Origin of the sequence: Shinella zoogloeoides (assembly GCF_022682305.1) — a bacterium.
Classification (GTDB): Bacteria; Pseudomonadota; Alphaproteobacteria; order Rhizobiales; family Rhizobiaceae; genus Shinella; species Shinella zoogloeoides_B.
In genome coordinates this window covers 3,870,767-3,896,481 of record NZ_CP093528.1, presented here as the reverse complement: position 1 = coordinate 3,896,481, position 25,715 = coordinate 3,870,767, and the positions used below count along the sequence as shown (strand labels likewise).

Here is a 25,715-nt window from a genome sequence, read left to right as displayed (position 1 = left end):
TCAGTCGTCGGATCCGGAATTCTTCGCTTGAACGATGATGTCGCGCACCGCGCGCAGCGTGCCGACCATGCCGACATTGGCGACCGCAGAAAGCTGCAGCGGCGTCTGCCCGCAGGCCTTCGCCAGCGCCTTGGATTTCTTCTTCAGCTCATCCTCGTCGAGCACGTCGATCTGCGACAGCGCGACGATCTCCGGCTTGTCGGTGATGCCGCCGCCATAGGCTTCCAGCTCGCGCTTCACCGTCTTGTAGGCTTTCGCGACATCTTCCTCCTGCGCGGAGACGAGATGCAGCAGAACGCGCGTGCGCTCGACATGGCCGAGGAAACGGTCGCCGAGGCCGATACCGTCGTGCGCGCCCTCGATGAGGCCCGGAATGTCCGCAAGGATGAATTCCGCGCCGTCGATGGTCGCGACGCCGAGGTTCGGGTGCAGCGTCGTGAACGGATAGTTGGCGATCTTCGGACGCGCGCGCGTGCAGGTCGCAAGGAAAGTCGACTTGCCGGCATTCGGCAGGCCGACGAGGCCTGCATCGGCGATCAGCTTCAGGCGAAGCCAGATGGTCTTCTCCTCGCCCGCAAGGCCGGGATTGGCCCAGGTCGGCGCCTGGTTGGTGGCCGACTTGAAATGCGCGTTGCCGAAGCCGCCATTGCCGCCGGCCGCCAGCTTGAAGCGCTGTCCCTCGGTCACGAGGTCGATGATCAGCGTCTCGTTGTCTTCCTCGAAGATCTGCGTGCCGACCGGCACCTTCAGCGTCACGCTGGCGCCGTTCGCGCCGGTGCGGTTGCGGCCCATGCCGTGCGTGCCGATGGAGGCCTTGAAATGCTGCTGGTAGCGGAAATCGATCAGCGTGTTGAGGCCGTTGACGGCCTCCACCCACACGTCGCCGCCGCGCCCGCCGTCACCGCCGTCTGGGCCGCCGAATTCCACGAATTTTTCGCGGCGGAACGAGACAGCCCCTGCCCCGCCGTCGCCGGAGCGGATATAGACTTTTGCTTCGTCCAGGAACTTCATTGGCTCGCCGTTTGCTTTACTTTGATCGTCATGGTCATTTTGCCGTCTTCGATATAGCCGCTTCCCGCAGAGGTCAAAGACTATCGTGAAATTCGTCAGCTACAACGTCCAGTACGGCATCGGTCTCGATGATCGTTTCGACCTGCCGCGCATCGCCTCCAGCATTCACGGCGCCGATATCATCGCCCTGCAGGAAGTGACGCGGAACTTCCACCGCAACGGCCATGTCGACATGGTCGCCGAGTTGCGCACGCTGCTCGCCAACCACTATTCCGTCTTCGGCCCGGCCTGCGATCTCGATGCCGGCTCGGCGATCGAGAAGGGCCGGGTGGTCAACCGCCGCTTCCAGTTCGGCAACATGATCTTCTCACGCTGGCCGATCCTCTCGACCCGCACGATCCTCCTGCCGCGCACGCGCACCCTCGACAAGCTGAACCTGCAGCGCGGCGCGACCGAAGCGGTCATCGCGACGCCCGGCGGGCCGATCCGCGTCTATTCCGTGCATCTCGACCATGTCCACCGCGACGAGCGCATCGCGCAGATCCGCTACCTCAAGGACCGCGCCAGGCTCTACGGCGACGAGGGCGGGGCCATTTCCGGCGCGCATGAATTTGGCCTTGCCGAGCCGCCGGCGCCCGACGACTACGTGCTGATGGGCGACTTCAACATGGTGCCGGAATCGCCGGAATATTGCGAGATGGCGGGCGGCGTCGACCCCCTTTACGGACGGCAGATCCGCGCCACCAACCCGGTGGATGCGCTGGCCGGCCTCGGCAAGCGTCATGCCGGAAGCTTCAGCTGGATCAACCCCACGGACCATGCCGACCGCATGTTTCTCGACTATTGCTTCCTCAGCCATGGCCTCGTGGAGCGCCTGAAGGATGCCTGGGTCGACGAGACCGCCTTCGGCTCCGACCATATGCCGGTCTGGTTCGAATTGTCCTGACATGAAAGCGGGGCGGATCGCTCCGCCCCGCTCCTTTTTATTGCCTCGGCATTGCTGGGCGGAAGTCGCCCGGCTCCAACCGTGTCTCGATATGCGGGACCATCGAGCCCCGGGCGACGCAGTAGAGGTCGCTGCATCCGGTGATGCGGAAGCCCGCCTTCTCCTGGACCCGCAGCGAAGCGGGATTGTCGGCGAAGATGCCGGAATGGATGTCCGTTCCGGGTATGCGCGTCATGAACCGCGCCGTTACCGCATGCACCGCCTCGCTCATATAGCCGCGCCGCCAGTAGAAGCGGTTCAGCCAGTAGCCGAGATGCCATTCCCCGCCGAGCCACTCAAAGGAAACGCAGCCGATATGCACGTCGTCGCCGGTGGTGATGGCGAAGGCCCAGCCCTCGTTGAGATCGGTGGTGGCAATAGCGAGCCATTCGGCCGCATCCTGCCGGTCATAGGGGCGGGGGCCCGCGCCAGCATGCGCGCGACCTCGAAATCGCCGAGCGACTGGGCGATGGCATCCGCATCGGACATGCGGTGCGGACGCAGGGTGAGGCGTGCCGTCCGGATGGTCGGGCAGGGGCCCGGGCCAGTAACGCGCTCACGTTCCCTCTGGGTCTGCATGGCGTTCATCGCATGCCTCCCCAGCTCTTCAGCGAAACCCAGGTCTTGCGGTCGAGCCTGTACCATTCGACGGGCACCATGCCGCCGACGGCAAGGCTTTGCACCATGCCGGTCGCCTGGAACTGGAAGCCGCACTTCTGGATGACCCGGCGCGAGGGAATGTTCATGACCCGGCAGCGCGCATCGATCTGCTCGACATCGCGGGTGCGGAAGACCATGTCGATCAGCGCGTGGGCCGCCTCGGTGGCATAGCCGTCGTTCCAATAGGGTTCGCCCAGCCAGTAGCCCAGCTCGACCGTCCGTCCGTCCTCGTGCGGTTCGATCCCGCAGCAACCGAGGAAGGCGCCGTTGTCGGCTTTCGTAATGGCATAGACGCATTTGCCAATCGTGCCGGCGCGTGTGCGTCGCACGAAATCGGCGGCATCCGCAACCGTGTACGGGTGCGGCATGCGGGCGACCATGTTGGCGATGTTGGCGTTGTTGGCAAGATGGGCAAGGGCGTCGATGTCGTCTTCGTGCGGGGCTCTCATGACGAGCCTCGGCGACAGCAAGATCGGGCAATCGGTCCTTGGCCGCTCGGGCCTCAGCCTTTCCTTGGGAGACCTCGATTGGTCTTCCCGCAACAATTCGGTCTGCATGGCTCGTTCCTCCAGAACGTAAAAAAGGGAGATAAGGACTTGCCTCATCTCCCTTTTTTCCTGCAGGTCCGAAACCTGTAGCGTCAGCCGGGTCGATGAGACGCCGGCTGTTTTAGAGCGCTACCGGCTTATTCCGCTGCTTCCGCTTTCGTGGCTACAGACACGTAAACGCGACCGTTGGCCTTCGTACGGAAATTCACATTGCCAGCCGTAAGGGCGAAGATCGTGTGATCCTTGCCGATGCCGACATTGGCGCCGGGATGCCACTGCGTGCCGCGCTGGCGAACGATAATGTTGCCTGCGAGGACGGCTTCGCCGCCGAACTTCTTCACGCCGAGGCGCTTGGACTGGGAATCGCGACCGTTGCGCGAGGAACCGCCAGCTTTTTTGTGTGCCATGGGAGTTCTCCTTTACCTGTCCGGATTATTCGGCTGCTGCAACGGCTTCGGCTTCAGACTTCTTGGAAGCCTTCTTTGCCTTGCCGCCGGCTGCCGCGATCTCGACGATACGGACAGTCGTGTTGTGCTGGCGATGGCCGCGCGAGCGCTTTGAGTTCTGGCGGCGGCGCTTCTTGAAGGCGATGACCTTCTTGCCACGGCCATGCTCGACGACTTCGGCGGTCACGACGGCGCCTTCGACGAAGGGCGCACCGATCGTGGCATCGGCGCCGACGCCGACCATCAGCACTTCGGTGAATTCGATCTTCGCACCAGCTTCGCCGGACAGCTTTTCAACCGTCAGGACGTCGTTGGCGGCCACGCGGTACTGCTTACCGCCGGTCTTGATGACTGCGAACATTTTATATCCTTTCATGTTCGTGCCGGCTCTTTGCCCTTGAGGGCACGGCCGTCTTTTTGTCAGTCGCTACGAATGGAGAGGCATTGGCGCCCCGCCGGTTTAGTCGGTTCCTGCCGGCATGATCCCCGTGAAGCGAGGAAGTACGGCACAAAGAACCATCGTCGCGGCACAGGTCAGACCTATGCCGCTGCACCTTGCGCAATAGGTGAGCTGATGAAAACTGTCAAGGAGATTTCCGTCACCGTTGCAATTAGATGCATTCTACCCCCTTGCAACCCCACCCGACACCCGCTATGTACCGCCCGCGCTGAAGGCGCCGACCGACATCCGGAGAGGTGGCAGAGTGGTCGAATGCACCGCACTCGAAATGCGGCATACCTGCAAGGGTATCGTGGGTTCGAATCCCACCCTCTCCGCCACCCTGGGCCTGGGTTTCCGGCGTTTGACCGCATAACTGCGGTATCTGACAGACCTGCCAACGATAGGTTCCTCGTGGTAGGGCCACACTCTCGGCACGACCTCGCTCTTGGACTTCGATTTACGGTGTGCTCTAAAAGCGTGCTGTTATATCGCGTGCGTGAGGACCGATGCCGATCGAAATCGACGAAGTGCTGAGACGCTCCGAGCAGGGGGTTACGGAGCCCTATATTTGTCGAGGCTCGGATGGCAAACTCTACTTTGTTAAAGGCAGGGGAGCTGGTTACGATTCGCTCGTGAAAGAGTGGGTGGCCGGTCAGCTAGCACGACAACTGGGTTTGCCCATTCCGCGTTTCTGCGTCGTTGCGGTGCCGCGAGAACTATATGAGGCAGGCCGAGATGGGGTGTTGCGAGACCTGGGATACGGACTTCTGTTCGGCTCAGAAAATGTTGAGAACGCCAATGAAGTATCGTTCGTTAACGTTCAGCAAGCTCCGGAAGAGCTTAAGCGTGATATCGCTGCATTCGATTGGTGGATCCAAAACGGCGACCGGACGCTAACTGATGCTGGAGGAAATCCCAATCTCCTCTGGTCGGAAACGGCTCGCCGGCTGGTTGTCATCGATCATAATCTGGCCTTCGACGAAGGGGTAACTCTTCATTCACAGCTTGAAAGCCATATTTTCCGTAGTTCCCTGTCTGAGATTTGCGACCAACCGACTCTGCAGGGTCATTATAATACAAGGTTTGAGAAGGCCTTGACGGACTTACCCCAGATCCTTGGTGACATCCCAGAACGGTGGCACTATGTAGACGACGCCCGCACGGTCGATATCAACTTGTCGCTCGATCGTGTCGAAAACACACTGAGGCGACATAGAGTGCCGGCGTTTTGGGAACGAACATGAAAAAGCATGCTGTGAGCTATGCGATAATCCGTTTCCAACCACATGTCGAAACGGAAGAATTCGCCAACATCGGTATCGTGCTCGTTGCCCCGCGCGCGAGCTATTTGGACTTCAGGCTTGAGACAAGGCGTCTGGGGAGGCTGACGAGCTTCTTCGACAGTGTCGAGGGGGCGACTATTCGTGGCGTCCTCAAAAGCTACTACACAGAACTGAAGCGGATCAGAGATCTAGCTGGCCATACGGGCAGTGGGCAGCGTCGGTTCGAGTTCGAGCTGAGCGACAACGCAGAACATCTTTTTCATGCTTTGACTAAGGACCGCGAAGGGATCATCCGCTTCAGCGAAGTTCGCTTTGCTATGACGGATAACCCCAAGAGCAAGTTAGATGAACTCTTTGACTATTATGTCAGGCGGAATTTCGCTAGCTCGGTTTATCGTGAAGGGTTACTCGAAAAGCAGGTTCGTGGAATTCTAAAGCTGCGCGATATTGGCCGCAATTTTAAGCCAATGGCTTTTTCGGACGGACTATACTCGGCAAAATTCCCGTTCGTGGAAATTGTCCAGGACAAGCCCCTCAAAGTCTTGAAGCCGATCTATCTCGGGCAGGATGAACCGACGCGTATTCTCGACCATGGTAACAAATGGCTGTTCACCATCAACCGCTTGAAGGACAAGCTCCCACCCGACGTTGTTGTTGCAGTTGAGGGGCCGAAAGACTCCCTAAAGCGTAAGCAGGCTTTCCTGGAGGCGGTGGATTTATTCCGTGCGAACGATATCAAGGTGGTAGATGCGGGAAATGAGAATGAGCTAATCAGCGCGATGGAGCAATAGCTCGCTGTTGGGTATCTCTCTTCGCTTCTGGCTGCTGACCAACATATCCCGCCCACGATAAGAAGTCCAAGATCAGTGCCGGGATAATCCTTGGCTCCCCTCTAGGGGCATCCTATGCGTGATCTTCAACATCGATTGGAGGTCACATGGCAACGATCCGGAAGCTCAGAGGATGCTGGCATGCCCAGGTGCGCCCGCGCCCGGGTCAGTTCTTGGACGACGTGGTAAGCGAGGCGAGAACCGGATCAAAATGATCGAAGACCTTTCGAGCGAAAAGCTGAAGGGATTTCGTCACGATCTCAATGGCAGTCTCCATATCTGTTTCTTCATCGATCTGACTGCTGAGCATCTCCGACTTAGCCAGACACATCCAGTCACGCCCCACGCGTGTGTTGGGCCGGTGCAGTCTCTTCTTGTCTAACAAGGAAGCGTATGCTGCCCGAGCATCCTCCTCGCCGGGACCGAGATAGAGGTAGGCGTTGATCTTGGGACCCTCGCGCTTCAGCTCCAATAGGACAAACCGCTTCGACTCTGTCCAAGTTGCCTGCTTAAATCCTGGAAGATCATCCCACTTTGCAAAAGCGAAGCGGACAATGGTCTTGTAATCCGCGTCTAGAACGACTTGGGGGCCGACTTCGCTGAGGGCTTTCGCCAATTCGCCCCTGCGATCTTTCAGAGCATCGAACAGATTGCCAACCGCGTCGGGCCTTCGGTCAGCAAGAAATTCAAGCGCTTCTTTATGCCTCGACCATAGCTTGCTCGCGATTTCTTCAAGGCGTTTGTCTTCCAAGTGGTGCCTCCTCAGCATCCTAAGATATGCGCGCAAGCTCTCGCTCGCGACGCTCGAGCCGTTGGTCTTCGCTATCGGCTCAAGTTCGTTGACCAGGTCACTCATCCTGAGGGGATGCCATTGATCGGCGTCCAGTGGTGCTTCGTCATGTTTCGTGAGGAACACATTCAGGTGCTTCCATCCATGATCAAGAAGCCACTCGCTTTCAACGATGTGTCGGTATCGTTGAAGCTGATCGACGCCTTGCGTTGAGTCGATCTTCAACTCAATGGGAATTACGATTTTCTCGGAGGGCATGACAATGAGCAGATCGATGTTTCGCCATTCGCGTCGGACCTCAGCCTGCTGGATGTCCATCAGGTGAACGTCGAGGGGTCTTAAGCGAAAACTCCCGCTTGTCGGTGAGGTGGTTCGAGACAGTGCTAAGAGGAAAGCTCGGAGGATCTCGCTGTGAAAGCCATGAGGACGCTTCGGGTCCAAAAGGTATGCGAGGAAGTTTCCGTGACGGACTTCTGACCGAACCATCCCCAAAGCTTCGAAAGGACAGAACTGCTCGAATTCCTTTTCGAGCGTGTGGAAATCGTCGCCCTCAACAAGAAGGCGTTCCAGCTTAGCTTCCATTTCAGACGGTGTTGAGCTCAAATATCCATCTTCTCCAGAATGGGCGAGACGCGTTGGTAGCTGTGATTCTTGCTGCGATTCGCCACTCCGGCCAAGCATATTCGCGCGGCCCGCTGCCGGGATAGTCCTTGGCTCCCCTTCAAGGGCATCCTACGCGTGATCTTCAATAATCATTGGAGGCCACATGGCAACGATCCGGAAGCTCAGAGGACGCTGGCAGGCGCAGGTGCGTCGGCGCGGCATGAAGTCTCGCTGCAAATCCTTCGACACAAAGCAGGAGGCCGATAAGTGGGCGCGCGATCTGGAAGCTCAAGTTGACAAGTTCGGTGCTGCGCCGGACACGAAGATCCTTGAAAGCACGACGCTTGGGCAACTCCTCGAACGCTATCAGCGTGAGGTGTCACCCATGAAGCGCGGATCCGTCCAAGAGATCCAGCGGATCGACGTTCTCCAGCGTCATGATCTCGCCTACCGGACATTGATCGGCCTGAGCCAGCAGGACATCGCGTCGTTCCGCGACGAGCGCCTGCAGTCGGTAGCTCCATCTACCGCCGTTCGCGAGCTTGCTATCCTCAGCCACGTCATCGAGGTCGCTATCCGCGATTGGGGCATGCCGCTCGCCAGGAACGTCGTGAAGCTCGTGCGCCGTCCGGTCATTCGGAACGAGCGTAGCCGACGCCTGACCGGTGACGAGGAGCAGCGCCTTCTCGATGGTTGCGATGGTGGCAAGATTCCATATCTCCGGACGTTGCTCATCCTGGCGATCGAGACCGGGTGAGAGCGGCGGTGCAAAAGTCGGCCACGGTAGCGGCGGCATAATGCTGCTGCGGGCGGAGTAAAATCCGGCCACCTATCTTCCTTCTGCAATGATCGCAGGAGGGACAGGGGATCTACACCGTGGAACTATATCTGAAGGTTCGTCTGGCTGTTTCGGAAGGGATGACGCAGCGTCAGGCGGCGAAGCATTTCAACATATCGCGCGACAGCGTGGCGAAGATGGTGTCGTATTCGACGCCACCCGGTTACCAGCGGCGATCACCGATCCGGCGTCCGAAGCTGGATGCGTTTGTTTCGACGATCGAGCATTGGCTCGACGAGGACCTGAAGGTGCCGCGCAAGCAGCGGCATACGGCCAGGCGGGTATTTGACCGCCTGCGCGACGAGTGCGGGTTCACCGGCGGCTACACGATCATCAAGGACTACATGCGCGAGCGGGATCAGCGCCGGCAGGAAGTGTTCGTGCCACTTGCCCATCCGCCGGGCCACGCGCAGGCCGATTTCGGCGAGGCGATGGTGGTGATCGGCGGTGTGGAACAGAAGGCCCGCTTCTTCGTGCTGGATCTTCCGCATAGTGATGGCTGCTATGTTCGGGCCTATCCGGCGGCGGTGGCCGAGGCCTGGGTGGACGGTCACATCCATGGATTTGCCTTCTTCGGGGGCGTGCCGCAGTCGATCGTCTACGACAACGACCGTTGCCTGGTCGCAAAGATCCTGCCCGACGGTACACGCAAGCGGGCGGTGTTGTTCAGCGGCTTCTGTCCCACTACCTGATCCGGGATCGCTATGGGCGGCCGGGAAAGGGCAATGACAAAGGGAATGTCGAGGGCCTTGTGGGCTACGCCCGGCGCAACTTCATGGTGCCGATCCCGCAGTTTGCGACATGGGATGCGTTCAACGCCTTTCTGGAGGAGCAGTGCCGCAAACGCCAGCGCGACAGGCTGCGCGGCGAGAGCGAGACGATCGGCGAGCGCCTGCAGCGGGATCTGGCGGCCATGCGTCCATTGCCGACATCACCCTTCGATGCCTGCGATCAGGCCAGCACCAGCGTAACGGCCCAGTCCCTGGTGCGATACAAGACCAACGACTATTCCGTGCCGGTCGCCTACGGTCATCAGGACGTCTGGGTGCGGGGCTATGTCGACGAGGTGGTGATCGGCTGCCGTGGCGAGATCATTGCTCGCCATCCGCGGTGCTGGGATCGGGAAGACGTCGTCTTCGACCCTATCCACTACCTGCCGCTGATCGAGCAGAAGATCAATTCCCTGGATCAGGCCGCCCCTCTGCAAGGCTGGGACCTGCCGGAAGAGTTCGCTACGCTGCGCCGGCTGATGGAAGGCCGCATGGCCAAGCATGGTCGGCGGGAATACGTTCAGGTTCTGCGCCTGCTGGAGAGCTTCGAGCTCGCCGACCTGCATGCGGCGGTGAAGCAGGCAATCCAGCTCGGCGCAATCGGATTCGATGCGGTCAAGCATCTGATCCTGTGCCGGGTCGAGCGACGGCCACCTCGACTGGACCTGGCGATCTATCCCTACCTGCCGAGGGCGACGGTCGAGAAGACCTCGGCGAAAGCCTACATGCGGCTTTTGTCGTCTGATGCGGGAGAAGCGGCATGAGCACCGAAGCACCCGAGATACTGCTTGCCCACTATCTCAAGACCCTGAAGCTGCCGACCTTCCAGCGCGAGTATCAGAAGCTGGCCCGGTTATGCGCCACCGAGGGCGTCGACCACATCGACTACCTGTTCCGGCTTGCCGAACGGGAGATGATCGAACGCGATCGCCGCAAGGTCGAACGCCGGATCAAGGCGGCCAAATTCCCTGTCGTCAAAAGCCTCGACAGCTTCGACTTCACAGCCATCCCCAAGCTGAACAAGATGCAAGTGCTGGAGCTGGCACGTTGCGAGTGGATCGACCGCCGCGAGAACGTGATCGCTCTCGGCCCCAGCGGCACGGGCAAGACGCATGTCGCACTCGGCCTCGGACTGGCGGCCTGCCAGAAGGGGCTGTCCGTCGGCTTCACCACGGCCGCCGCCCTGGTCAGTGAGATGATGGAGGCGCGTGACGAGCGGCGTCTGCTCCGTTTCCAAAAGCAGATGGCAGCCTACAAGCTGCTGATCATCGATGAGCTGGGCTTCGTGCCGCTGTCCAAGACCGGCGCGGAATTGTTGTTCGAGTTGATCTCCCAGCGTTACGAGCGCGGTGCGACCATGATCACCAGCAATCTGCCTTTCGACGAATGGACGGAAACCCTGGGGTCCGAGCGTCTGACCGGCGCCCTGCTCGATCGCATCACCCACCACGTCAACATCCTCGAGATGAACGGCGACAGCTACCGTCTCGCCCAAAGCCGCGCCCGAAAGGCCGGCTGACGCCTTCTCTGAAAATCGCCGCGCGCGCCCGAGACCCCCGCTCGGGCTACGCCCTCCCGGCGGTCTCAGGCCCCGCGCCAAGGTGGCCGACTTTTGCTCCGCCCCGTGGCCGGTTTTTACTCCGCCGTTGACAGGCCATGCCGAAGAGATCGAGCGCGCGGTTCAAGGCCTCGTAGTGCCAGTCCTTGGCGTCGATCAGCACGCCATCCATGTCGAAAAGAACGGCCTTGATCATGTCGTACCCCGGAAATAGTTCAAAGCGGCTTCGGGAATGTCCGTGCAGAGCATCACGCGGTCGTCCTCGGCCATGTTCACCGTCGCGCGCCACTCCGCCCATGCGGCCTCGTGGCTGCGCCCGTGCAGTTCCGGCGAGACGAGGGCGGCGCGCTTGTCGTCGGCAAGCGTCTGCCGGATCCATTCGCCGGGGCTGTGGGGAATTTCGAAGCAATCGAGCCATACGCCCTGGCTGGACGCGTAGTAGGAAGGCGCGGCCTCCACGTCGCTCCGGCGCGTGAAGGTCGTGGCGCCGATCTTCAGGTAGCCCCGCATGTCCGGCACGGACATATCGAAGACGAAGGCATTGGCGACGCCGCATTCGGCAAGCTGCGCGGCGACCGCCTGCGCAAGGCCGTCCGCCTTGATGTTGAGCGCCAGCCAGCCGTCCGCCTTCATCGAGCGATAGAGGTCGAGAAACGCCGAAAACGGCATGGGGGCGTTCCGGCTCGCGGGCGGGTCGTGGGAAATCACCAGTTCGCCGTCGAGATCGCGAATGTCGGTCTCGATGCCGAAGCCTCCTTCGAAGGCGCGGCGGAAGGCGGTGAGACTGTTCTTCTCCCCCGGCTCCAGCCAGTAGCCCCTGTGCGCCAGAATGCGGCTTCTCATGCCTGCCCCTTAAATCGGATTTCCCGTTGTTTGCGCACGTAGCATCGGAAGCTGGCTCGAAGCCTTCCTGCCATGATGCTTGTCATTTCCGCTTCGGATAGGCGATTTGAGGCGGTCCGGCGGGCCTTGCGCATGGACGGACCGGCCGCGCCATGGCATAGGGCGCGCAACACGACGAGGCCGCCCTTCCATGATCCGCATCGAGAATATCAGCAAGTCCAACAGCCACCGCATCCTCTATATCGAGGCCTCCGCCGCATTGAACCGCGGCGAGAAGATCGGCCTCGTGGGGCCGAACGGCGCCGGCAAGACGACGCTCTTCCGCATGATCACCGGGCAGGAGCAGCCCGACGAGGGGCAGGTCTCCGTCGAGAAGAACGTCTCCATCGGCTATTTCAGCCAGGATGTCGGCGAGATGGAGGGCTGCAGCGCCGTCACCGAGGTGATGGACGGGGCCGGCCCGGTGAGTTCGGTCGCGGCGGAGCTGCGCGAGCTCGAGGCGGCGATGGTCGATCCCGACAGGCTCGACGAGATGGATGCCATCATCGAGCGCTACGGCGAGGTGCAGGCGCGCTACGAGGAACTCGACGGCTACGGGCTGGAGAGCCGGGCGCGCGAGGTCCTGGCCGGCCTCAGCTTCAGCCAGGAGATGATGGACGGCGATGTCGGCAAGCTCTCGGGCGGCTGGAAGATGCGCGTGGCGCTGGCCCGCATCCTGCTGATGCGGCCCGACGTCATGCTGCTCGACGAACCGAGCAACCATCTCGACATCGAAAGCCTGATCTGGCTGGAGCAGTTCCTGAAGGGCTATGACGGCGCGCTGCTGATGACCTCGCACGACCGCGAGTTCATGAACCGCATCGTCAACAAGATCATCGAGATCGACGCCGGCTCGCTCACCACCTTCTCCGGCGACTACGGCTTCTACGAGCAGCAGCGCGCGCAGAACGAGAAACAGCAGCAGGCGCAGTTCGAGCGCCAGCAGGCGATGCTCGCCAAGGAGATCAAGTTCATCGAGCGCTTCAAGGCGCGCGCCTCCCATGCCGCGCAGGTGCAGAGCCGGGTGAAGAAGCTCGACAAGATCGAGCGCGTCGAGCCGCCGCGCCGGCGCCAGACGGTCATGTTCGAATTCCAGCCGGCGCCGCGCTCGGGCGAAGATGTCGTCAACCTCAAGAATGTCGACAAGGCCTATGGCAGCCGCACGATCTACAAGGATTTCAGCTTCCTGATCCGCCGCCGGGAGCGCTGGTGCGTGATGGGCGTCAACGGCGCGGGCAAATCCACGCTCCTCAAGCTCATCGCCGGCACAGCCAATCCGGATACGGGCAGCGTGACGATCGGGGCGAGCGTCAAGGTCGGCTATTTCGCACAGCATGCGATGGATCTGCTCGACGGGGACCTGACGGTCTTCGAATGGCTGGAGCAGGAGTTTCCGCGCGCCGGGCAGGGGCCGCTGCGCACGCTTGCCGGCTGCTTCGGCTTTTCGGGCGACGACGTCGAGAAGAAATGCCGGGTGCTCTCGGGTGGCGAGAAGGCGCGGCTCGTCATGGCCGCCATGCTGTTCGATCCGCCGAACTTCCTGATCCTCGACGAGCCGACGAACCATCTCGACCTTGATACCAAGGAAATGCTGATCAAGGCGCTCGCCGACTACGAGGGCACCATGCTCTTCGTCTCGCACGACCGCCATTTCCTCGGCGCCCTGTCGAACCGCGTGCTGGAACTCAACGGCGACGACGTGCATCAATATCCGGGTGGATACACGGAATATGTCGCCCAGAGCGGCCACGAGGCGCCAGGTCTCGCCAACTGATTGCAGCCATCCGGCGCATCGGGATATCGTGGGGGATGATGGACCGAAAGAAGCCGCTCTATCGAAGCGTCAACACGCGGACCCATGGCGTGCGCCATGGCTCGGGCGGCGAATACCGCTGGTCACGGCGGCGCGAGGACCGGACGCATGACGGGGCCATGCGCGGCAAGCAGCACCATGGGCGCGATTATACGCCGCTCTTCAAGTTTCTGCTGTCGCGGGTCGGAGAGGAGTGGGGTGCCGTCTTCGCCGAGGTGGTGGCGCGGCTCGACAGGGACGAACCGGTCTTCTGGATAGTCGCCCGATCCGAGGCGGAGAAGACGCCTTTCGTACGAATCGGAGAAAATGCCTACTATTCCGGCCTGTTCGTCGATGCGGGCGGACGGCTTCAAATGGTGGATCCGGATTTGCGGGTGGAACATATGGAGCCGGGTTGCGCCTGCTGCACGCACACCTTCAACGGCGTGCCGTTCACGCGGAGATACATGCCGCCGGCCGGCTGACCGGCCCTTTCACGTGCCGCTGGCGAAGCCGCCGCGGACGCTCTATGAGGGGGCAAAGAGTTTCGAGGCACGGGCGGATGGTAAAGCGGATCGGGATTGTCGGCGGTGGGCCGGCGGGGCTGATGGTGGCGGACGTGCTGTCGGCGCGCGGCCATGCCGTTACGGTGCTGGAGGCGATGCCGACCGTGGGCCGCAAGTTCCTGCTCGCCGGAAAATCCGGTCTCAACATCACGCATTCCGAACCCTATGAGCGCTTCGCCACTCGTTTCGGTGCGGCGAACGGTCGGCTGCGCGCCGCACTCGATGCCTTCACGCCGGACGATCTTCGCACCTGGGCGTCGGAACTGGGGACCGAAACCTTCGTCGGTACTTCCGGCCGGGTGTTTCCGACCGTCATGAAGGCTTCGCCCCTGCTGCGCGCCTGGCGGGCACGGCTGGGGAAACAGGGTGTCGATATCCGCGTACGCCATCGCTGGACGGGTTTTGCGCCGGATGGTCTTCGGGTCGATACGCCGGAGGGCGCGGTGGTGCTGGCATTCGATGCGGTGCTGTTGGCGCTCGGTGGAGCGAGCTGGCCACGGCTCGGGTCGGATGCGGCGTGGGTGGAAGAGCTGGCCGAGCGGGGTGTCGGGATCGCGCCCTTCCGTCCCGCCAATTGCGGATTCGACGTGGACTGGTCGCCTTTCCTTGTGGAGCGCTTCGCCGGCGCGCCGGTCAAGGGCGTCACGGCGCAATCGGCCGCCGGCACGATCCCGGGCGAGTTCGTCATCTCGAAAACCGGCATCGAGGGCAGCCTCGTCTATGCCCATTCCGCCGCTCTGCGCGATGCGTTGGAGCAGGCGGGCGCTGCGACCCTCGTGCTCGATCTTGCGCCGGGGCGGAGCCATGAGCGGCTTGCCGGGGACCTCGCCCGGCAGAGCGGTAAGGCCAGTTTTTCCACGCGTCTGCGCAAGGCGGCGGGGCTGGATGGCGTCAAGGCGGCGCTGTTGCGCGAATGTGTGCCCGGGGCATCGACATTCGGCGCGGAAAGCCTTGCGGCGGCGATCAAGGCCGTGCCGCTTTCCCTTGTCCGGCCGCGGCCCATCGCCGAGGCGATTTCCTCGGCGGGTGGGATCGGCTTCGATGCCGTCGACGCGGGCTATATGCTGAAGGCGATGCCGGGTGTCTTCGTCGCCGGCGAGATGCTGGACTGGGAAGCCCCGACCGGCGGCTACCTTCTGACGGCGTGCTTTGCCACGGGGCGCGCAGCGGCCGAAGGCATGGATCGCTGGCTATGCGATGGTACTGGATAGCGCGGGTCAGCCCCGCCTTGGCGCGTGGCTGAGGCCGGCGGCGGCCATTTTCAAGGATTCGAGGTAGCGGTCACGGTTGGCGATGCCATCGGCGCGCGGAGCGACGAGGCAGAGCGTAGCTGCGGCGTGCCCGTCGTCCATGACCGGTACGGCGAAACAATGTGTGAAGCTGTCGACGATGCTGTCGAAGGTGAAGAAGCCGTCGCGCCAGGCCTGGCGCACCTGCGCAAGGAAGGCCGCCGGTTCCAGCCATTCGCCGCCCGGAAGACGAAAATCCTCCGGCGGGATGAAGGCGAGGATTTCCTCGTCCGTCATATGGGCGACCAGCAGGCGGCCGGAGGCGGTCCACGGGATCGGCACGGACTGGCCGATATCCGTGGAGATGCGGAAGGGCCGCGCGCCCTCACGCATGCGCACGACGGTGTATTTGTTGCCGTCGAGCATGCAGAACTGCGCCGTCTCGCGCGTCTCGTCGGCCAGCCTTTCCAGCGCCGCCTCGCATTCGCGGGTGAAATCGAAATGGTTCTCGTAGGCCGCGCCGAAGAAATAGAGTTTGCGGCCGAGATAGACGCGGCCCTCGCCGCCGGTGAATTCCAGAATGCCGTTGCGCAGCAACAGGTTCACCAGTTCATAGACCGAGGAGCGCGGCGCGCCGATCTGCGCCGCGATCTCGTTGGGTTTCAGCGCCTGTCGCTTCTGCCGCAGGAAATCGAGGATCTCGAACGCGCGGTCCAGCCCGCGGGCGCGCTTTCCCCCTGCTTCGTCGGCAATTGCATCCATCGCATTCATTCCTCGGCTGTCGTCGGCCAAGCTTCTCATACCCGCCGTCCCGTCTGTCAATCCGTACGCTGGTCCCGGCCGGACGAAATTTCCCGCCCCCTCTTGCAGGCCGGAAAAATCGGCATAAGATCACGGCGTCCATTATTAAGATCATTTGTACATTATATTGGACAATGACGGATGGCAAGCCCGAACGCTGGCCACAAAAAGGGGAACACCATGAAGAATTCTGCAAACCGCTCGTCCACCACGCTGCGCAACCGCCTTCTGGCCGGTGCCGCGGCTGCTGCGGCGCTTCTCGCCATGTCCGCCGGCACGGCGTCTGCCGCCGCAAACTGCATCAAGGGTGATCGCAAGGCGCCCTATACGGTCGGTTGGGCGAACATCTATTCCGTACCGACCTGGATGAAGCAGACCGAAGGCACCATCGCCGCCGAGGTCGAGGAGCTGAAGAAGGCCGGCCTCGTCAAGGACCTGATGATCACGGACGCGCAGGGCAACGCCCAGACGCAGATCCAGCACATCCAGTCGATGATCGACGCCAATGTCGACGCCATTGTCGTCATCGCCGGCTCGTCCAACGCGCTCGACCGCGTCATCTCGGATGCCTGCGACAAGGGCATCGCCGTCGTGAACTTCGACAGCCTCGTCAACACCGACAAGGTGACGGCGAAGATCAACACCGATTCCAATGAATGGGGCGCGGGCGCCGCCAAGTGGCTCGCCGACCAGCTCGGCGGCAAGGGCAAGATCATTGTCATGAACGGCCCGGCCGGCATTTCCGTCAGCGATGACCGCCGCAAGGGCGCCCAGCCGGTTCTCGAAGCCAATCCGGGTCTCGAAATCATCACCGAGACGAACACCGAATACAACGCCGCCCCGGCGCAGGAAGCCATGACCAGCCTCCTCTTCGCCAATCCGGAAATCGACGGCGTGCTTTCGCTCGGCGGCGCGCTTTCGGCCGGCTCCGTCATGGCCTTCGACCGCCAGGGCCGCGAGCAGGTTCCGATCACCGGCGAGAACGCCCGCCAGTTCCTGGAACTGTGGAAGGAAAAGGGCCTGAAGGGCTGGGCCACCATGCAGCCGAACTGGCTGGGCGCGCTCTCGGTCTACACGGCCGTCCAGGCGCTCGAAGGCAAGGACGTTCCGGCCTTCATCAAGGTGCCGCTGCCGGTCATCGACGACAGCACCATCGACGGCTACCTCGCCCGCGCCGATCAGTTCCCGGCCGACGGCTACATCTACTCGGATTACGACAAGGCGCTTTTCGACAAGCTGCTGGCCCAGTAATTCCGACCCGAGGACGCCGTCATGACGGATGCAAAACCCCTGCTGGAAGCCCGGCAGGTGTTCAAGGGATTTTTTGGCAATCCGGTTCTCAAGGGCGTCGATATCGCCCTTCTTCCGGGCAGGGTTCACGCCCTGCTCGGAGAGAACGGTGCGGGAAAATCCACATTGATCAACCTTCTCTCCGGCGCCCTCCAGCCGGATAGCGGAGCCATCGTCGTCGACGGCAAGCCGGTCGGGCGCTTCAGCCCGGCCGCCGCCCGCGCGGCCGGCATCGCCGTGGTGCAGCAGGAGCTGAGCCTGACGGCCGACCTGTCGATCGCCGAGAATATCGGCCTCGGCGCCTTCCCGCGCCGCTTCGGCCTCATCGACTATGCCGCGCTTCACCGCGGCGTGCGGGAGGTCTGCGACATGGTGGGCCTCACCGAACCGCTCGACATGCCGGTCGCGGATCTCGCGCTCGGCCGCCGCCAGATGGTGGAGATCGCCAAGGCGCTCTACCGCAAGCCGCGCGTGCTCATCCTCGACGAGCCGACCTCCTCGCTCTCCGCCCATGAGGCCGGCATTCTCGCCCGCCTCATCGAGACGCTCAGGGATCGCGGCACCGCGCTTCTCTATATCTCCCACCGCCTCAACGAGGTGCAGGCGCTCTGCTCGCACGTCACGGTGCTGAAGGACGGCGGCGTGACCGCCGACCAGTCGCTTTCCGGCATCGACGGCGAGGGGCTGGTACGCCTGATGGTCGGGCGCGAGACGGGCGATCTCTTCCCGCCGCGCGCCGTTTCCAGCCCGGGCGCGCTGCGCATCAGCGTCGAAGGCTTTTCCGCCGGTCTCGTCCGTGACATCGGCTTTTCCGCGCGGGCCGGCGAGATCGTCGGCATCGGCGGACTGGTGGGGCAGGGCCAGGAAGACCTGCTGCTCGGCCTCTACGGCGCTATTCCGGCCCGGGCCGCGAAGGCGGAAGTTTCCGGCAAGCCCGGCCTTCCCGCCCATGTCGGCGCGGCCAATGCCGCCGGCCTCGTCTATGTGCCGGCGGACCGCAAGCACGAGGGGCTGGTTCTGCCCCATTCCATCGCCTCCAACCTCATCCTGCCCTCGCTCGGCCGGCTCGCGCGCGGCGGCCTGCGTGATCGGGCGGCGGAGACGAACCTGATCGCCGATCTCGCCCGCCGCCTCACCATCAAGGGCGATGTCGCCCGCCCGGTGCAGGCGCTCTCGGGCGGCAACCAGCAGAAGGTGGCGCTCGCCAAGTGGCTGCCGCTCGATCCGTCCGTGCTGCTGCTCAACGATCCGACGCGCGGCGTCGACATCGAGACCAAGCGCGAAATCTACCACATGCTGCGCGCCTTCGCCGCCGAAGGCCGGCTCATCGTCATCGTCAGCTCCGACACGCCGGAGCTCGTGCATCTCAGCGACCGCGTCGTGGTGCTGCGCGAAGGGCGCGTCGCCGCGCAATTGTCCGGCACGGCGATCACCGAAGAGGCCATCGTCGGCGCGGCCATGGGCGTCAACACACAAGGAGCGGCCGCATGAGCGCTGTTTCATCCTCCGGCTGGCTCTACGGCGCCATCCAGCGCCGCCGTAACCGCAGCCTCGGCGGCCTCTATCTCGTCGTCGCCGCCTTCCTCATCCTCTATGCCGTGCTCTTCCCCGGCATTCTCTCGGTCGGCGGCTTCTCCAAGTTCACGCAGAACTGGTTCCCGCTCGCCCTCGTCACCATGGCGCAGGCGCTACTCATGCTGAACGGCGGCATCACGCTCGCCATCGGCCCGCTCGTCAGCCTCGGCGCGGTCATTGCCGCGACCACCATGGGCACGGCGCTCGGCGTGCCCGGCGGCTTCCTGGCCGTCGCCGTCACCGGGCTTGCCATCGGCGCCGTCATCGGCGTCATCGTCGCGCATCTGAGGCTCCCCGCCATCATCGTCACGCTTGCCGGTTCCTTCATCATCACCGGCGTCGCGCTGATCCTCCTGCCGCGCCCGGGCGGCTTCATTCCCGGCTGGCTGTCGAACACGCTCGCCGGCCACACGCCCGTCGCCTTCCTGCTGTTCGTCGTCGTCCTCGTGCTCTGGAAGGCGTTCCTTGCGACGCCCCTCGGTCTCGGCATCTATGCCGCCGGCGACAATCCCGTGGGCGCCTTCCGCTCCGGCGTGCCGGTCGAGCGGGTGAAGATCGTCGCCTTCGCGCTGTCTGGCCTGCTCGCCGCGCTTGCCGGTCTCTTCGTTGCAGCCCAGACGGGTTCTGGCGATCCGGTCATCGGCACGCCCTTCACGTTGAATTCCATCGCGGCGGCCGTGCTCGGCGGCGTCGGCTTCCTCGGCGGCAAGGGCACGATGCGCGGAGCGATCTGCGGCAGCCTGCTGCTCTCGGTCATGATCAACGTGATGTTCTTCCTCGGCTTTCCGCCGGTCGCGCAATATGTCGCGCAGGGGCTGATCATCGTCGGCGCCGTCGCCGTTCCGGAACTGCTCGCACAATGGAGGGCAAGGCGATGAATGCCGCTCGTTCCCTGTTCCGCAATCCCCCGCTCCTCACCTTCGTGCTCGTGGCGCTGGTCTGGCTCGTCGCCGGCCTCACGCTGCGCGGCTTCGGCGCCTACGGGCACCTGCGCTACCTGCTGGAGCTTGCCGCCGTCATCGGCATCGCCGCCGCCGGCCAGACGCTCGTCATCCTGATGGGCGGCATCGACCTCTCCGTCGGCGCGGTCATCACCGTCACGGCGATCCTCCTGCCGATCATCTCGCCGGCCTGGGATCCGACCGGCCTCGTCGGCATCGCCCTCGTGCTTGCCATCGCCACCGGCATCGGCTTCCTCAACGGCGCGGGCGCCGCTTACCTTCGCGTGCCGCCGATCATCATGACGCTTGCCATGGCGACGTTCCTGCAGGGCCTGCTCGTCATCGTCGCCGGCGGCAGCGCCGTCACGGTCAGCAACCCGGCCGTCATCCTGCTCGGGCAGGCGCGCCCGCTCGGCGTTCCCGCCGGCGTCCTCCTCTGGCTCGCCGTCTCGGCCGTGGTGCTCATCCTGATCCACCGCATGCCCATCGGCGCGCGGTTCCTCGCCATCGGGGCCAATCCGCTCGCCGCGCGCCTCTCGGGCGTCAGCATCACGCGCAACACGCTGGTCCTCTATGCGCTCTCGGGCTTCTTCGCGGGCCTTGCCGGCATTCTCGTGCTCGGCATGAACCGGCAGGGTTATGTCGGCATCGGCGATCCCTATCTCCTGACGTCGATCGCCGCCGTGGTGCTTGGCGGCACGTCCATCCTCGGCGGGCGCGGCACCTATGCCGGCACCATTCCGGGCGCGATCCTGCTCGTCACCACGACGGCGCTGATCACGGTGGTCAATGCCTCGCCCGGCTGGCGCTCCATCATGTTCGGCACGCTGATCCTGGCGCTCCTGCTCATTTCCGGCCGAGAGGCCCGGCGATGACGCTGCGCTACGGCGGGCCGGTCATCGACCCGCACCACCATCTCTGGGACCTTTCGCTCAACCGCCATCCCTGGCTGGAAAAGGCGCGCGGCGAGGGAACCGAGATGGTGTTCGGCAGCCTCGCGCCGATCCTCAGGGACTACGGCATCGAGGACTATCTGGCGGACGCCGCGAACCAGAACATCGTCGCCACCGTGCATGTGGAAGCCGGCTGGTCCGACGATCACCCGCTGGAGGAAACCCGCTGGCTGAATGGCCTCGACCGTATCTCGGGCGTCGCGCGGCGCTACATAGCCCGCGTTCCACTCGACAGCCCCGATGCCCTTCGCCTCCTCGAAGCGGAGGCGGCAAATCCCGATGTCGTCGGCATCCGCGACATCGTGAGCTGGCACCCCGAGCCTGCCAAGAGCTTCGCGCCGCGCGCCCACCGCATGGCCGATCCCGTCTGGCGGGCGAGCCTTGCCCATCTCTCCCGCCTCGGCTTCGTCTTCGACCTCATGCTCTATCCCTGGCAGATGGAGGAGGCGTTGCATCTCATGCGATCCTTCCCGGATACGCTCTTCGTGCTCAATCACGGCGGCAGCCCGGCCGACCGCAGCGCGGAAGGCATGGCGCTCTGGCGCAAGGGCCTTCGCGCGCTCGGCGGGGAGCCGAATGCCCGTCTGAAAATCTCCGACCTCGTCGCCTATGACAATGACTGGACGCCCGAAAGCCTCGGCGCGGTGATAGACCATTGCCTGGACTGTTTCGGCCCGTCGCGGTCGATGTTCGCCAGCGATTTCCCGGTCGCCGGCCTGCACGCCACCTTCGACGAGGTCTACGGCGTCTTCCGCAACGCGGCTGCATCCCTGTCGCTCGACGAGCAGCGCGCCCTTTTCTTCACCACCGCGAACGAGACCTACCGTCTCGGGATGGGAGAGCACCATGTCTGACCTTCACACCACCGGAACCGGCAATCCCGTCATCGACGACCGTATCCGCGGCTTTCCGCCGGGCCATGCCCCCCTGCCGCTCGACGCCATCGGCGCACAAGGCTGGAAGCCCTATGACGGCGAGATGGCGCTGCCGCTGATCTCGCTCGACCAGCAGGCCTTCGCCACCAATGTCGACCTGATGATGGCCTATGTGAGGGATCACGGCGTCGAGATCGCGCCCCATGCAAAGACGCCCATGTCGACGGCGATTTCCGGCGCGCTGCTGGCCGCCGGGGCCTGGGGCACGACGGTCGCCGATATAAGGCAGGCCGCCGTGATGCTGAAGGCCGGCCAGCGCCGGCTGATCCTCGCCAACGAGATCGGCGGTCCCGCCGCCGCGCGCCGCCTCGCCGCCCTGCTGGCCGGCTATCCCTCGGCCGAGGTGCATATCTTCGTCGATTCCGTGCCGCTCGCCGAAGCGCTCGTCGCCGCATGGCGAGAGCGGAGCGACCTGCCGCCGCTGGGCCTGCTGGTCGAGTTCGGCGCCGGCCGCGCCGGGGCGCGCAGCGCTGACGCCGCGAACGCGATCCTCGACGTGATCCTTCCGGCGGAAAGCCCGAACTTCAAGCTCACCGGCATCGCCGCCTATGAAGGCGCGGCCGCAACAGCGGATGCGGCGGAGACGCTGCGCCGCATCGACGGCCTCGTCACCCTGACCGCCGCCTTCCTGCCCGAAGTGCGCGCCCGGATCGGCAAGGAGCGGCCGCTTCTCGTCACCGCCGGCGGTTCGGTCTTCTTCGACCGTGTCGTCGCCGGCCTTTCCGCAGCCGTTTCGGCCGATCCCGATTGCAAGCTGATCCTGCGCAGCGGGGCGATCTTCTTCCACGATCACGGCGTCTACGAGCGTGGCCTTTCCGGCCTCGATGCGCGCGAAGGCTTCCGCTTCGGCGGCAAGGTCCATTCGGTGGCGCGGGAATTCCAGCCGGCGCTGCGCGTCTGGGCGGAAGTCCTGTCGCTGCCGGAGCCCGGCCTTGCCATCTGCGGCATGGGCCTGCGCGACGTCGCCATCGACCAGGGCCTGCCGCGCCCGCTGGCGCTCTACCGGGACGGCGCGAAGGCCGCCGACCTCACCAGTGCCGAGGTGCTGCGCCTTAACGACCAGCACGCCTTCGTCGCCCTTCCCGCCGGCAGTGCGGTCGCCGTGGGCGATGTGGTGGAGTTCGGCATTTCCCACCCCTGCACCTGCCTCGACCGGCACGCCATCCTCTACGGCCTCGACCCCGACCACCAGGTCGTGACGGCCTACCTCACCAGCTTCGGCTGATCCTCCCAGGACGAAAGGAAAACACCATGATCCAGCGTTACCAGAAGGGCTCGCGCATGAGCCAGGCCGTCTCCTATGGCGGTCTCGTCTACATTGCCGGCCAGGTCGCGGAAAACCGCAAGGCCGGCATCGAGGACCAGACCCGCGACGTGCTCGGCAAGATCGACGCGTTGCTCAAGGAAGCCGGCACGGACCGCTCGAAGCTCCTCGCCGTCAACGTCTTCTTGCCCGCCATCGTCGATTTCGACGCCATGAACAGCGTCTACGATACCTGGATCGACCCGGCGAACCCGCCGGCCCGCGCCTGCGTCGAGGCACGCCTTGCCGATCCGGACCTGCGCGTCGAGATGACCGCCGTCGCGGCGCTCTGACCATGCATAGCGGCGTCGTCAACCCGATCGATTTTGCGGCCGAGGGCCGGCAGGACGGCCACCTTGCCATCCCCTATTCCATCGACCGTTCGCCCTATTACCAGATCCGCATCCCGATCCTGCGCCTGAAGAACGGCGCGGGGCCGAGCCTCCTGCTCATGGCGGGCAATCACGGCGACGAGTATGAGGGCGAGCTGCAGCTCGGCCGGCTGATGCGGCTGCTCGATGTTGCAAAAATCCGTGGCGTCGTCACCATCCTGCCCATGGCGAACCTGCCGGCGGTGATGGCGGCCAGGCGCTGCTCGCCCTTCGACGGCGGCAATCTCAACCGCGCCTTCCCGGGCGACCCCGCAGGCACGCCGACGGCGCGCCTCGCCCACTTCCTGGAGCATGTGCTTTTCCCACAGCACGATGCGGTGCTGGACCTGCATTCGGGCGGCACCTCCATGGCCCATCTCGCCTGCACGCTTATCGAGCGGCAGGCCGATCCGGCGCGCTTCGCCCGCTCGCTGGAATTGATGCGTGCCATGGGTGCGGCCCATGCCTTCATCGCCGATAACGGCCCGGCGGCGCCGACCTCCATGGGCGCGGCGGGCCGGGCAGGCACAATCGGCCTTTCCGGCGAATTCGGCGGCGGCGGCACGGTGACACCAGACAGCATGGCCTTCACGGCGGCGGCCATCGACCGGCTGCTCGTGGCGCTCGGCATTGCGGAGGGGCCGGTTCTCTCGCGGCAGGCGCTGCCCGCCTCGCCGGAACTGCAGCTTCTCTCCCTGTCGCGGCACAGCCAGGGCATCTATGCCAACCGGCGCGGCTGGTTCGAGCCGGCCGTTCCGCTCGGCGCGCGCGTTGCCGCTGGCGATCTTGCCGGCTGGTATCACGATCTTGAACGGCTGGATCAGCCCGAGGAAGCGCTACGCTTTGCCGAGGGCGGCATCGTCATCTCCCACCGGCTGCACACCGACAGCCAGGCGGGCGATTGCCTGATCCAGGTGGCCGAGCCGATCAGCGGCTGATGGCCGCGACCGCCTCGCCGACCCAGTCGAGGCGTTTGGCCGGAATAAGTCCGTAATTGTAGAAATTGACGCCGTCGACGCCCGCTTCGACGGCGTTTTTCACGCGTGCCGTCAGGATCTCCGGGCCGTCGACTTCCGGATAGAAGACGCGCAGCCCCAGCCCGAGGAACTTGTCCGGGCCGAGGATCGCCCGGCCGGCCCGGATGACGTCGCCCACGGTTTCCGGAGTCATGTCGTAGCAGCAGAGGATCGCTCCGTCGCAAAGCTTGCCGACCGCGTCGAGATCGACACCGCCCAGCCAGGCGTCCTTGAGGTCGATCAGCACGATGCGTGTCGCCGGATCTGCGGCCGCCTTGATCTCGCCGATCAGGCTCGTCACCGGCTCGGTGCGCCAGGCGAGGAAGGCGTGCAGTTCGGGATAGGCCCGGAAGGCGTCGATGCCGGCGTCGGGAAAATCGGCGAACTGCCTTTCCGGCACGGCCCGCTCGCAGGTTTCGGCAATGAAGCGCGCCACGGTCTTGCGCGCGGCCTCAACGGGTATGCCGGCCTTCTGCGCCCGCGCCGTGCAATGATCGCAGAAGCAGAGCGAGAGCAGGAAATCGTCCTCGGCATTGAGGCCGACGCCGTCCTTCTCGTGGTGATGCTCGTGGGCGTAACCCATGAAATTGGGGCTTTCCAGCTCCAGCATGTCCGGCTTGTAGTTCGCCGTGATGTCCCGCACGAGCGTCACGACATAGTCGCGTGCCGCCGGGCTGGAGGGGCAGAGATTGTAATAGTTGGCGTTGCCGAAGGCGTTGCGGGTCACATGATCGGGATGCAGCGTGCCGAGGCGGGTATTGTGCAGGCAGACCGTCCAGCAGGAGACCTTGAGGCCGGTCGTCGCGCGCGCCCTGGTCAGCGCCTCCAGCATGTCGCCGCGTTCGATCAGGTTCTGTGCCACCAGCGGCTGGATTTCCTTGCCCTGCCAGAGGCTTTCGTCCGGGCGGAAATAGATCGTGCCGTCTTCCGGGAAATAGGCCTTCTGCTGCGGGCTGCGCGGCTGCAGGAAGCGCCCGGCATGATAGGAGGTCGCCATGCTGACCGTGTTCAGCCCGGCGCGGCCGACAAGGTCGGCGGCGAGCGTTTCGAGCCCCTGGTCCTGAATGTCCCAGGGATAGGTCCACATGGAAAGATGCATGATGTGCTCCGGTCAAATCTGTCCATTATGTAGAACATGCGTCCATAATAGTGTCTAGCGGGAATTTACCTGCGCGCCATCGATTCCGGCTTTTGCGGAAAGCGGATCGCATCTCTTGGCATTTTCGACGCATTGGATGTCGCGAACCGGAGGGATTCCTGACAAGAGGCGGCGTAGCTTCTCGCCATTGCAGGGCTT

23 protein-coding genes, 1 tRNA gene and 4 pseudogenes are annotated in these 25,715 nt (G+C 63.8%); 18 read left to right on the top strand and 10 right to left on the bottom strand.

What is annotated here, in order from left to right; translation table 11 throughout:
* Positions 1–1,011, bottom strand: a complete 1,011-nt coding sequence (obgE, locus tag MOE34_RS19345) for a GTPase ObgE (protein WP_242218998.1) — start codon at positions 1,009–1,011, stop codon at positions 1–3.
* 85 nt (positions 1,012–1,096) lie between these two features.
* Between obgE and MOE34_RS19340 the strand changes: the two genes are divergently transcribed.
* Entirely contained in the window at positions 1,097–1,957 is an 861-nt protein-coding gene (locus MOE34_RS19340; RefSeq protein WP_242218996.1) for an endonuclease/exonuclease/phosphatase family protein, read from the top strand.
* Between the two features lie 37 nt (positions 1,958–1,994).
* Here the strand turns inward: MOE34_RS19340 and MOE34_RS19335 are convergent.
* From MOE34_RS19335 to rplU, 4 genes and pseudogenes are all read right to left on the bottom strand, one after another.
* Positions 1,995–2,584: pseudogene (locus tag MOE34_RS19335) on the bottom strand (GNAT family N-acetyltransferase).
* The gene (locus MOE34_RS19330; RefSeq protein WP_242218994.1) at positions 2,581–3,213 is read right to left on the bottom strand and encodes a GNAT family N-acetyltransferase; all 633 of its coding nucleotides are present in this window, start codon (positions 3,211–3,213) and stop codon (positions 2,581–2,583) included. Before MOE34_RS19330 ends, MOE34_RS19335 begins: the two are co-directional and overlap by 4 nt.
* A gap of 128 nt (positions 3,214–3,341) precedes the next feature.
* Positions 3,342–3,611, bottom strand: a complete 270-nt coding sequence (rpmA, locus tag MOE34_RS19325; RefSeq protein ID WP_242218993.1) for a 50S ribosomal protein L27 — start codon at positions 3,609–3,611, stop codon at positions 3,342–3,344.
* Positions 3,612–3,699: 88 nt separating this feature from the next.
* Positions 3,700–4,011, bottom strand: a pseudogene (rplU, locus tag MOE34_RS19320) (50S ribosomal protein L21); the annotation flags it as partial.
* Between the two features lie 329 nt (positions 4,012–4,340).
* Here rplU and MOE34_RS19315 point away from each other — a divergent pair.
* The 3 genes from MOE34_RS19315 to MOE34_RS19305 all read left to right on the top strand — a co-directional run bounded on the left by MOE34_RS19315 (position 4,341) and on the right by MOE34_RS19305 (position 6,166).
* Positions 4,341–4,430 (top strand) — tRNA-Ser (locus MOE34_RS19315).
* Positions 4,431–4,598: 168 nt separating this feature from the next.
* Positions 4,599–5,336 (top strand): HipA family kinase, encoded by a 738-nt coding sequence (locus MOE34_RS19310; protein ID WP_242218992.1) that lies wholly within the window; start codon positions 4,599–4,601, stop codon positions 5,334–5,336.
* Entirely contained in the window at positions 5,333–6,166 is an 834-nt protein-coding gene (locus tag MOE34_RS19305; RefSeq protein WP_242218991.1) for a DUF3037 domain-containing protein, read from the top strand. Before MOE34_RS19310 ends, MOE34_RS19305 begins: the two co-directional genes overlap by 4 nt.
* A gap of 205 nt (positions 6,167–6,371) precedes the next feature.
* Here MOE34_RS19305 and MOE34_RS19300 read toward each other — a convergent pair whose 3' ends face one another.
* Positions 6,372–7,598, bottom strand: a complete 1,227-nt coding sequence (locus tag MOE34_RS19300) for a PD-(D/E)XK nuclease family protein (protein ID WP_242218990.1) — start codon at positions 7,596–7,598, stop codon at positions 6,372–6,374.
* Positions 7,599–7,761: 163 nt separating this feature from the next.
* On the opposite strand from MOE34_RS19300, the pseudogene MOE34_RS19295 reads away from it, so the two are divergent.
* The 3 genes and pseudogenes from MOE34_RS19295 to istB all read left to right on the top strand — a co-directional run.
* Positions 7,762–8,352 (top strand): annotated as a pseudogene (locus tag MOE34_RS19295) (site-specific integrase); the annotation flags it as partial.
* A 122-nt stretch (positions 8,353–8,474) separates the two neighbouring features.
* A pseudogene (gene istA / locus MOE34_RS19290) lies at positions 8,475–9,970 on the top strand (IS21 family transposase).
* Positions 9,967–10,725, top strand: a complete 759-nt coding sequence (gene istB, locus MOE34_RS19285; protein ID WP_242218626.1) for an IS21-like element helper ATPase IstB — start codon at positions 9,967–9,969, stop codon at positions 10,723–10,725. Before istA ends, istB begins: the two are co-directional and overlap by 4 nt.
* 46 nt (positions 10,726–10,771) lie before the next feature.
* On the opposite strand, the gene MOE34_RS19280 is transcribed toward istB, so the two are convergent.
* Together MOE34_RS19280 and MOE34_RS19275 are read right to left on the bottom strand one after the other, a co-directional pair.
* Positions 10,772–10,960, bottom strand: coding sequence for a hypothetical protein (locus MOE34_RS19280; protein ID WP_242218989.1), 189 nt, complete (start codon positions 10,958–10,960; stop codon positions 10,772–10,774).
* A complete protein-coding gene (locus tag MOE34_RS19275; RefSeq protein ID WP_242218988.1) occupies positions 10,957–11,607 on the bottom strand; it encodes a hypothetical protein in 651 nt (216 codons plus the stop codon). The genes MOE34_RS19280 and MOE34_RS19275 overlap by 4 nt, the downstream gene beginning before the upstream one ends.
* Before the next feature lie 190 nt (positions 11,608–11,797).
* Here MOE34_RS19275 and MOE34_RS19270 point away from each other — a divergent pair, with 190 nt between their 5' ends.
* The 3 genes from MOE34_RS19270 to MOE34_RS19260 all read left to right on the top strand — a co-directional run bounded on the left by MOE34_RS19270 (position 11,798) and on the right by MOE34_RS19260 (position 15,215).
* Complete coding sequence (locus tag MOE34_RS19270) at positions 11,798–13,420, top strand: ABC-F family ATP-binding cassette domain-containing protein (protein ID WP_242218986.1); 1,623 nt, start codon at positions 11,798–11,800, stop codon at positions 13,418–13,420.
* 35 nt (positions 13,421–13,455) lie between these two features.
* On the top strand, positions 13,456–13,923 hold the full coding sequence (locus MOE34_RS19265) for a hypothetical protein (RefSeq protein ID WP_242218984.1): 468 nt from the start codon (positions 13,456–13,458) through the stop codon (positions 13,921–13,923).
* A gap of 77 nt (positions 13,924–14,000) precedes the next feature.
* A complete protein-coding gene (locus tag MOE34_RS19260; RefSeq protein WP_242218982.1) occupies positions 14,001–15,215 on the top strand; it encodes a TIGR03862 family flavoprotein in 1,215 nt (404 codons plus the stop codon).
* Between the two features lie 6 nt (positions 15,216–15,221).
* Here the strand turns inward: MOE34_RS19260 and MOE34_RS19255 are convergent, their stop codons facing one another.
* Complete coding sequence (locus tag MOE34_RS19255) at positions 15,222–15,995, bottom strand: IclR family transcriptional regulator (protein ID WP_242218980.1); 774 nt, start codon at positions 15,993–15,995, stop codon at positions 15,222–15,224.
* 219 nt (positions 15,996–16,214) lie between these two features.
* Between MOE34_RS19255 and MOE34_RS19250 the strand changes: the two genes are divergently transcribed.
* Genes MOE34_RS19250 through MOE34_RS19215 form a run of 8 tightly spaced genes read left to right on the top strand, consistent with a single transcriptional unit; the run spans position 16,215 to position 24,340 of the window.
* A complete protein-coding gene (locus tag MOE34_RS19250) occupies positions 16,215–17,285 on the top strand; it encodes an ABC transporter substrate-binding protein (protein ID WP_242218978.1) in 1,071 nt (356 codons plus the stop codon).
* 21 nt (positions 17,286–17,306) lie between these two features.
* A complete protein-coding gene (locus MOE34_RS19245) occupies positions 17,307–18,815 on the top strand; it encodes a sugar ABC transporter ATP-binding protein (protein ID WP_242218977.1) in 1,509 nt (502 codons plus the stop codon).
* Positions 18,812–19,777: an ABC transporter permease gene (locus MOE34_RS19240; RefSeq protein WP_242218976.1), complete on the top strand. Its 966-nt coding sequence runs from the start codon at positions 18,812–18,814 to the stop codon at positions 19,775–19,777. The genes MOE34_RS19245 and MOE34_RS19240 overlap by 4 nt, the downstream gene beginning before the upstream one ends.
* Positions 19,774–20,715, top strand: coding sequence for an ABC transporter permease (locus tag MOE34_RS19235; RefSeq protein WP_242218975.1), 942 nt, complete (start codon positions 19,774–19,776; stop codon positions 20,713–20,715). The genes MOE34_RS19240 and MOE34_RS19235 overlap by 4 nt, the downstream gene beginning before the upstream one ends.
* Positions 20,712–21,647 carry an amidohydrolase family protein gene (locus MOE34_RS19230; protein WP_242218973.1) on the top strand — a complete coding sequence of 312 codons (936 nt, stop codon included), beginning with the start codon at positions 20,712–20,714 and terminating at the stop codon, positions 21,645–21,647. The genes MOE34_RS19235 and MOE34_RS19230 overlap by 4 nt, the downstream gene beginning before the upstream one ends.
* On the top strand, positions 21,640–22,953 hold the full coding sequence (locus tag MOE34_RS19225; protein WP_242218971.1) for an alanine racemase: 1,314 nt from the start codon (positions 21,640–21,642) through the stop codon (positions 22,951–22,953). The genes MOE34_RS19230 and MOE34_RS19225 overlap by 8 nt, the downstream gene beginning before the upstream one ends.
* A 26-nt stretch (positions 22,954–22,979) precedes the next feature.
* The gene (locus MOE34_RS19220) at positions 22,980–23,324 is read left to right on the top strand and encodes a RidA family protein (RefSeq protein ID WP_242218969.1); all 345 of its coding nucleotides are present in this window, start codon (positions 22,980–22,982) and stop codon (positions 23,322–23,324) included.
* A gap of 2 nt (positions 23,325–23,326) precedes the next feature.
* On the top strand, positions 23,327–24,340 hold the full coding sequence (locus MOE34_RS19215) for a succinylglutamate desuccinylase/aspartoacylase family protein (protein ID WP_242218968.1): 1,014 nt from the start codon (positions 23,327–23,329) through the stop codon (positions 24,338–24,340).
* On the opposite strand, the gene MOE34_RS19210 is transcribed toward MOE34_RS19215, so the two are convergent.
* The gene (locus tag MOE34_RS19210; protein WP_242218966.1) at positions 24,330–25,517 is read right to left on the bottom strand and encodes a hypothetical protein; all 1,188 of its coding nucleotides are present in this window, start codon (positions 25,515–25,517) and stop codon (positions 24,330–24,332) included. The two genes, MOE34_RS19215 and MOE34_RS19210, sit on opposite strands and share 11 nt — an antisense overlap.
* Between the last annotated feature and the right edge of the window lie 198 nt (positions 25,518–25,715).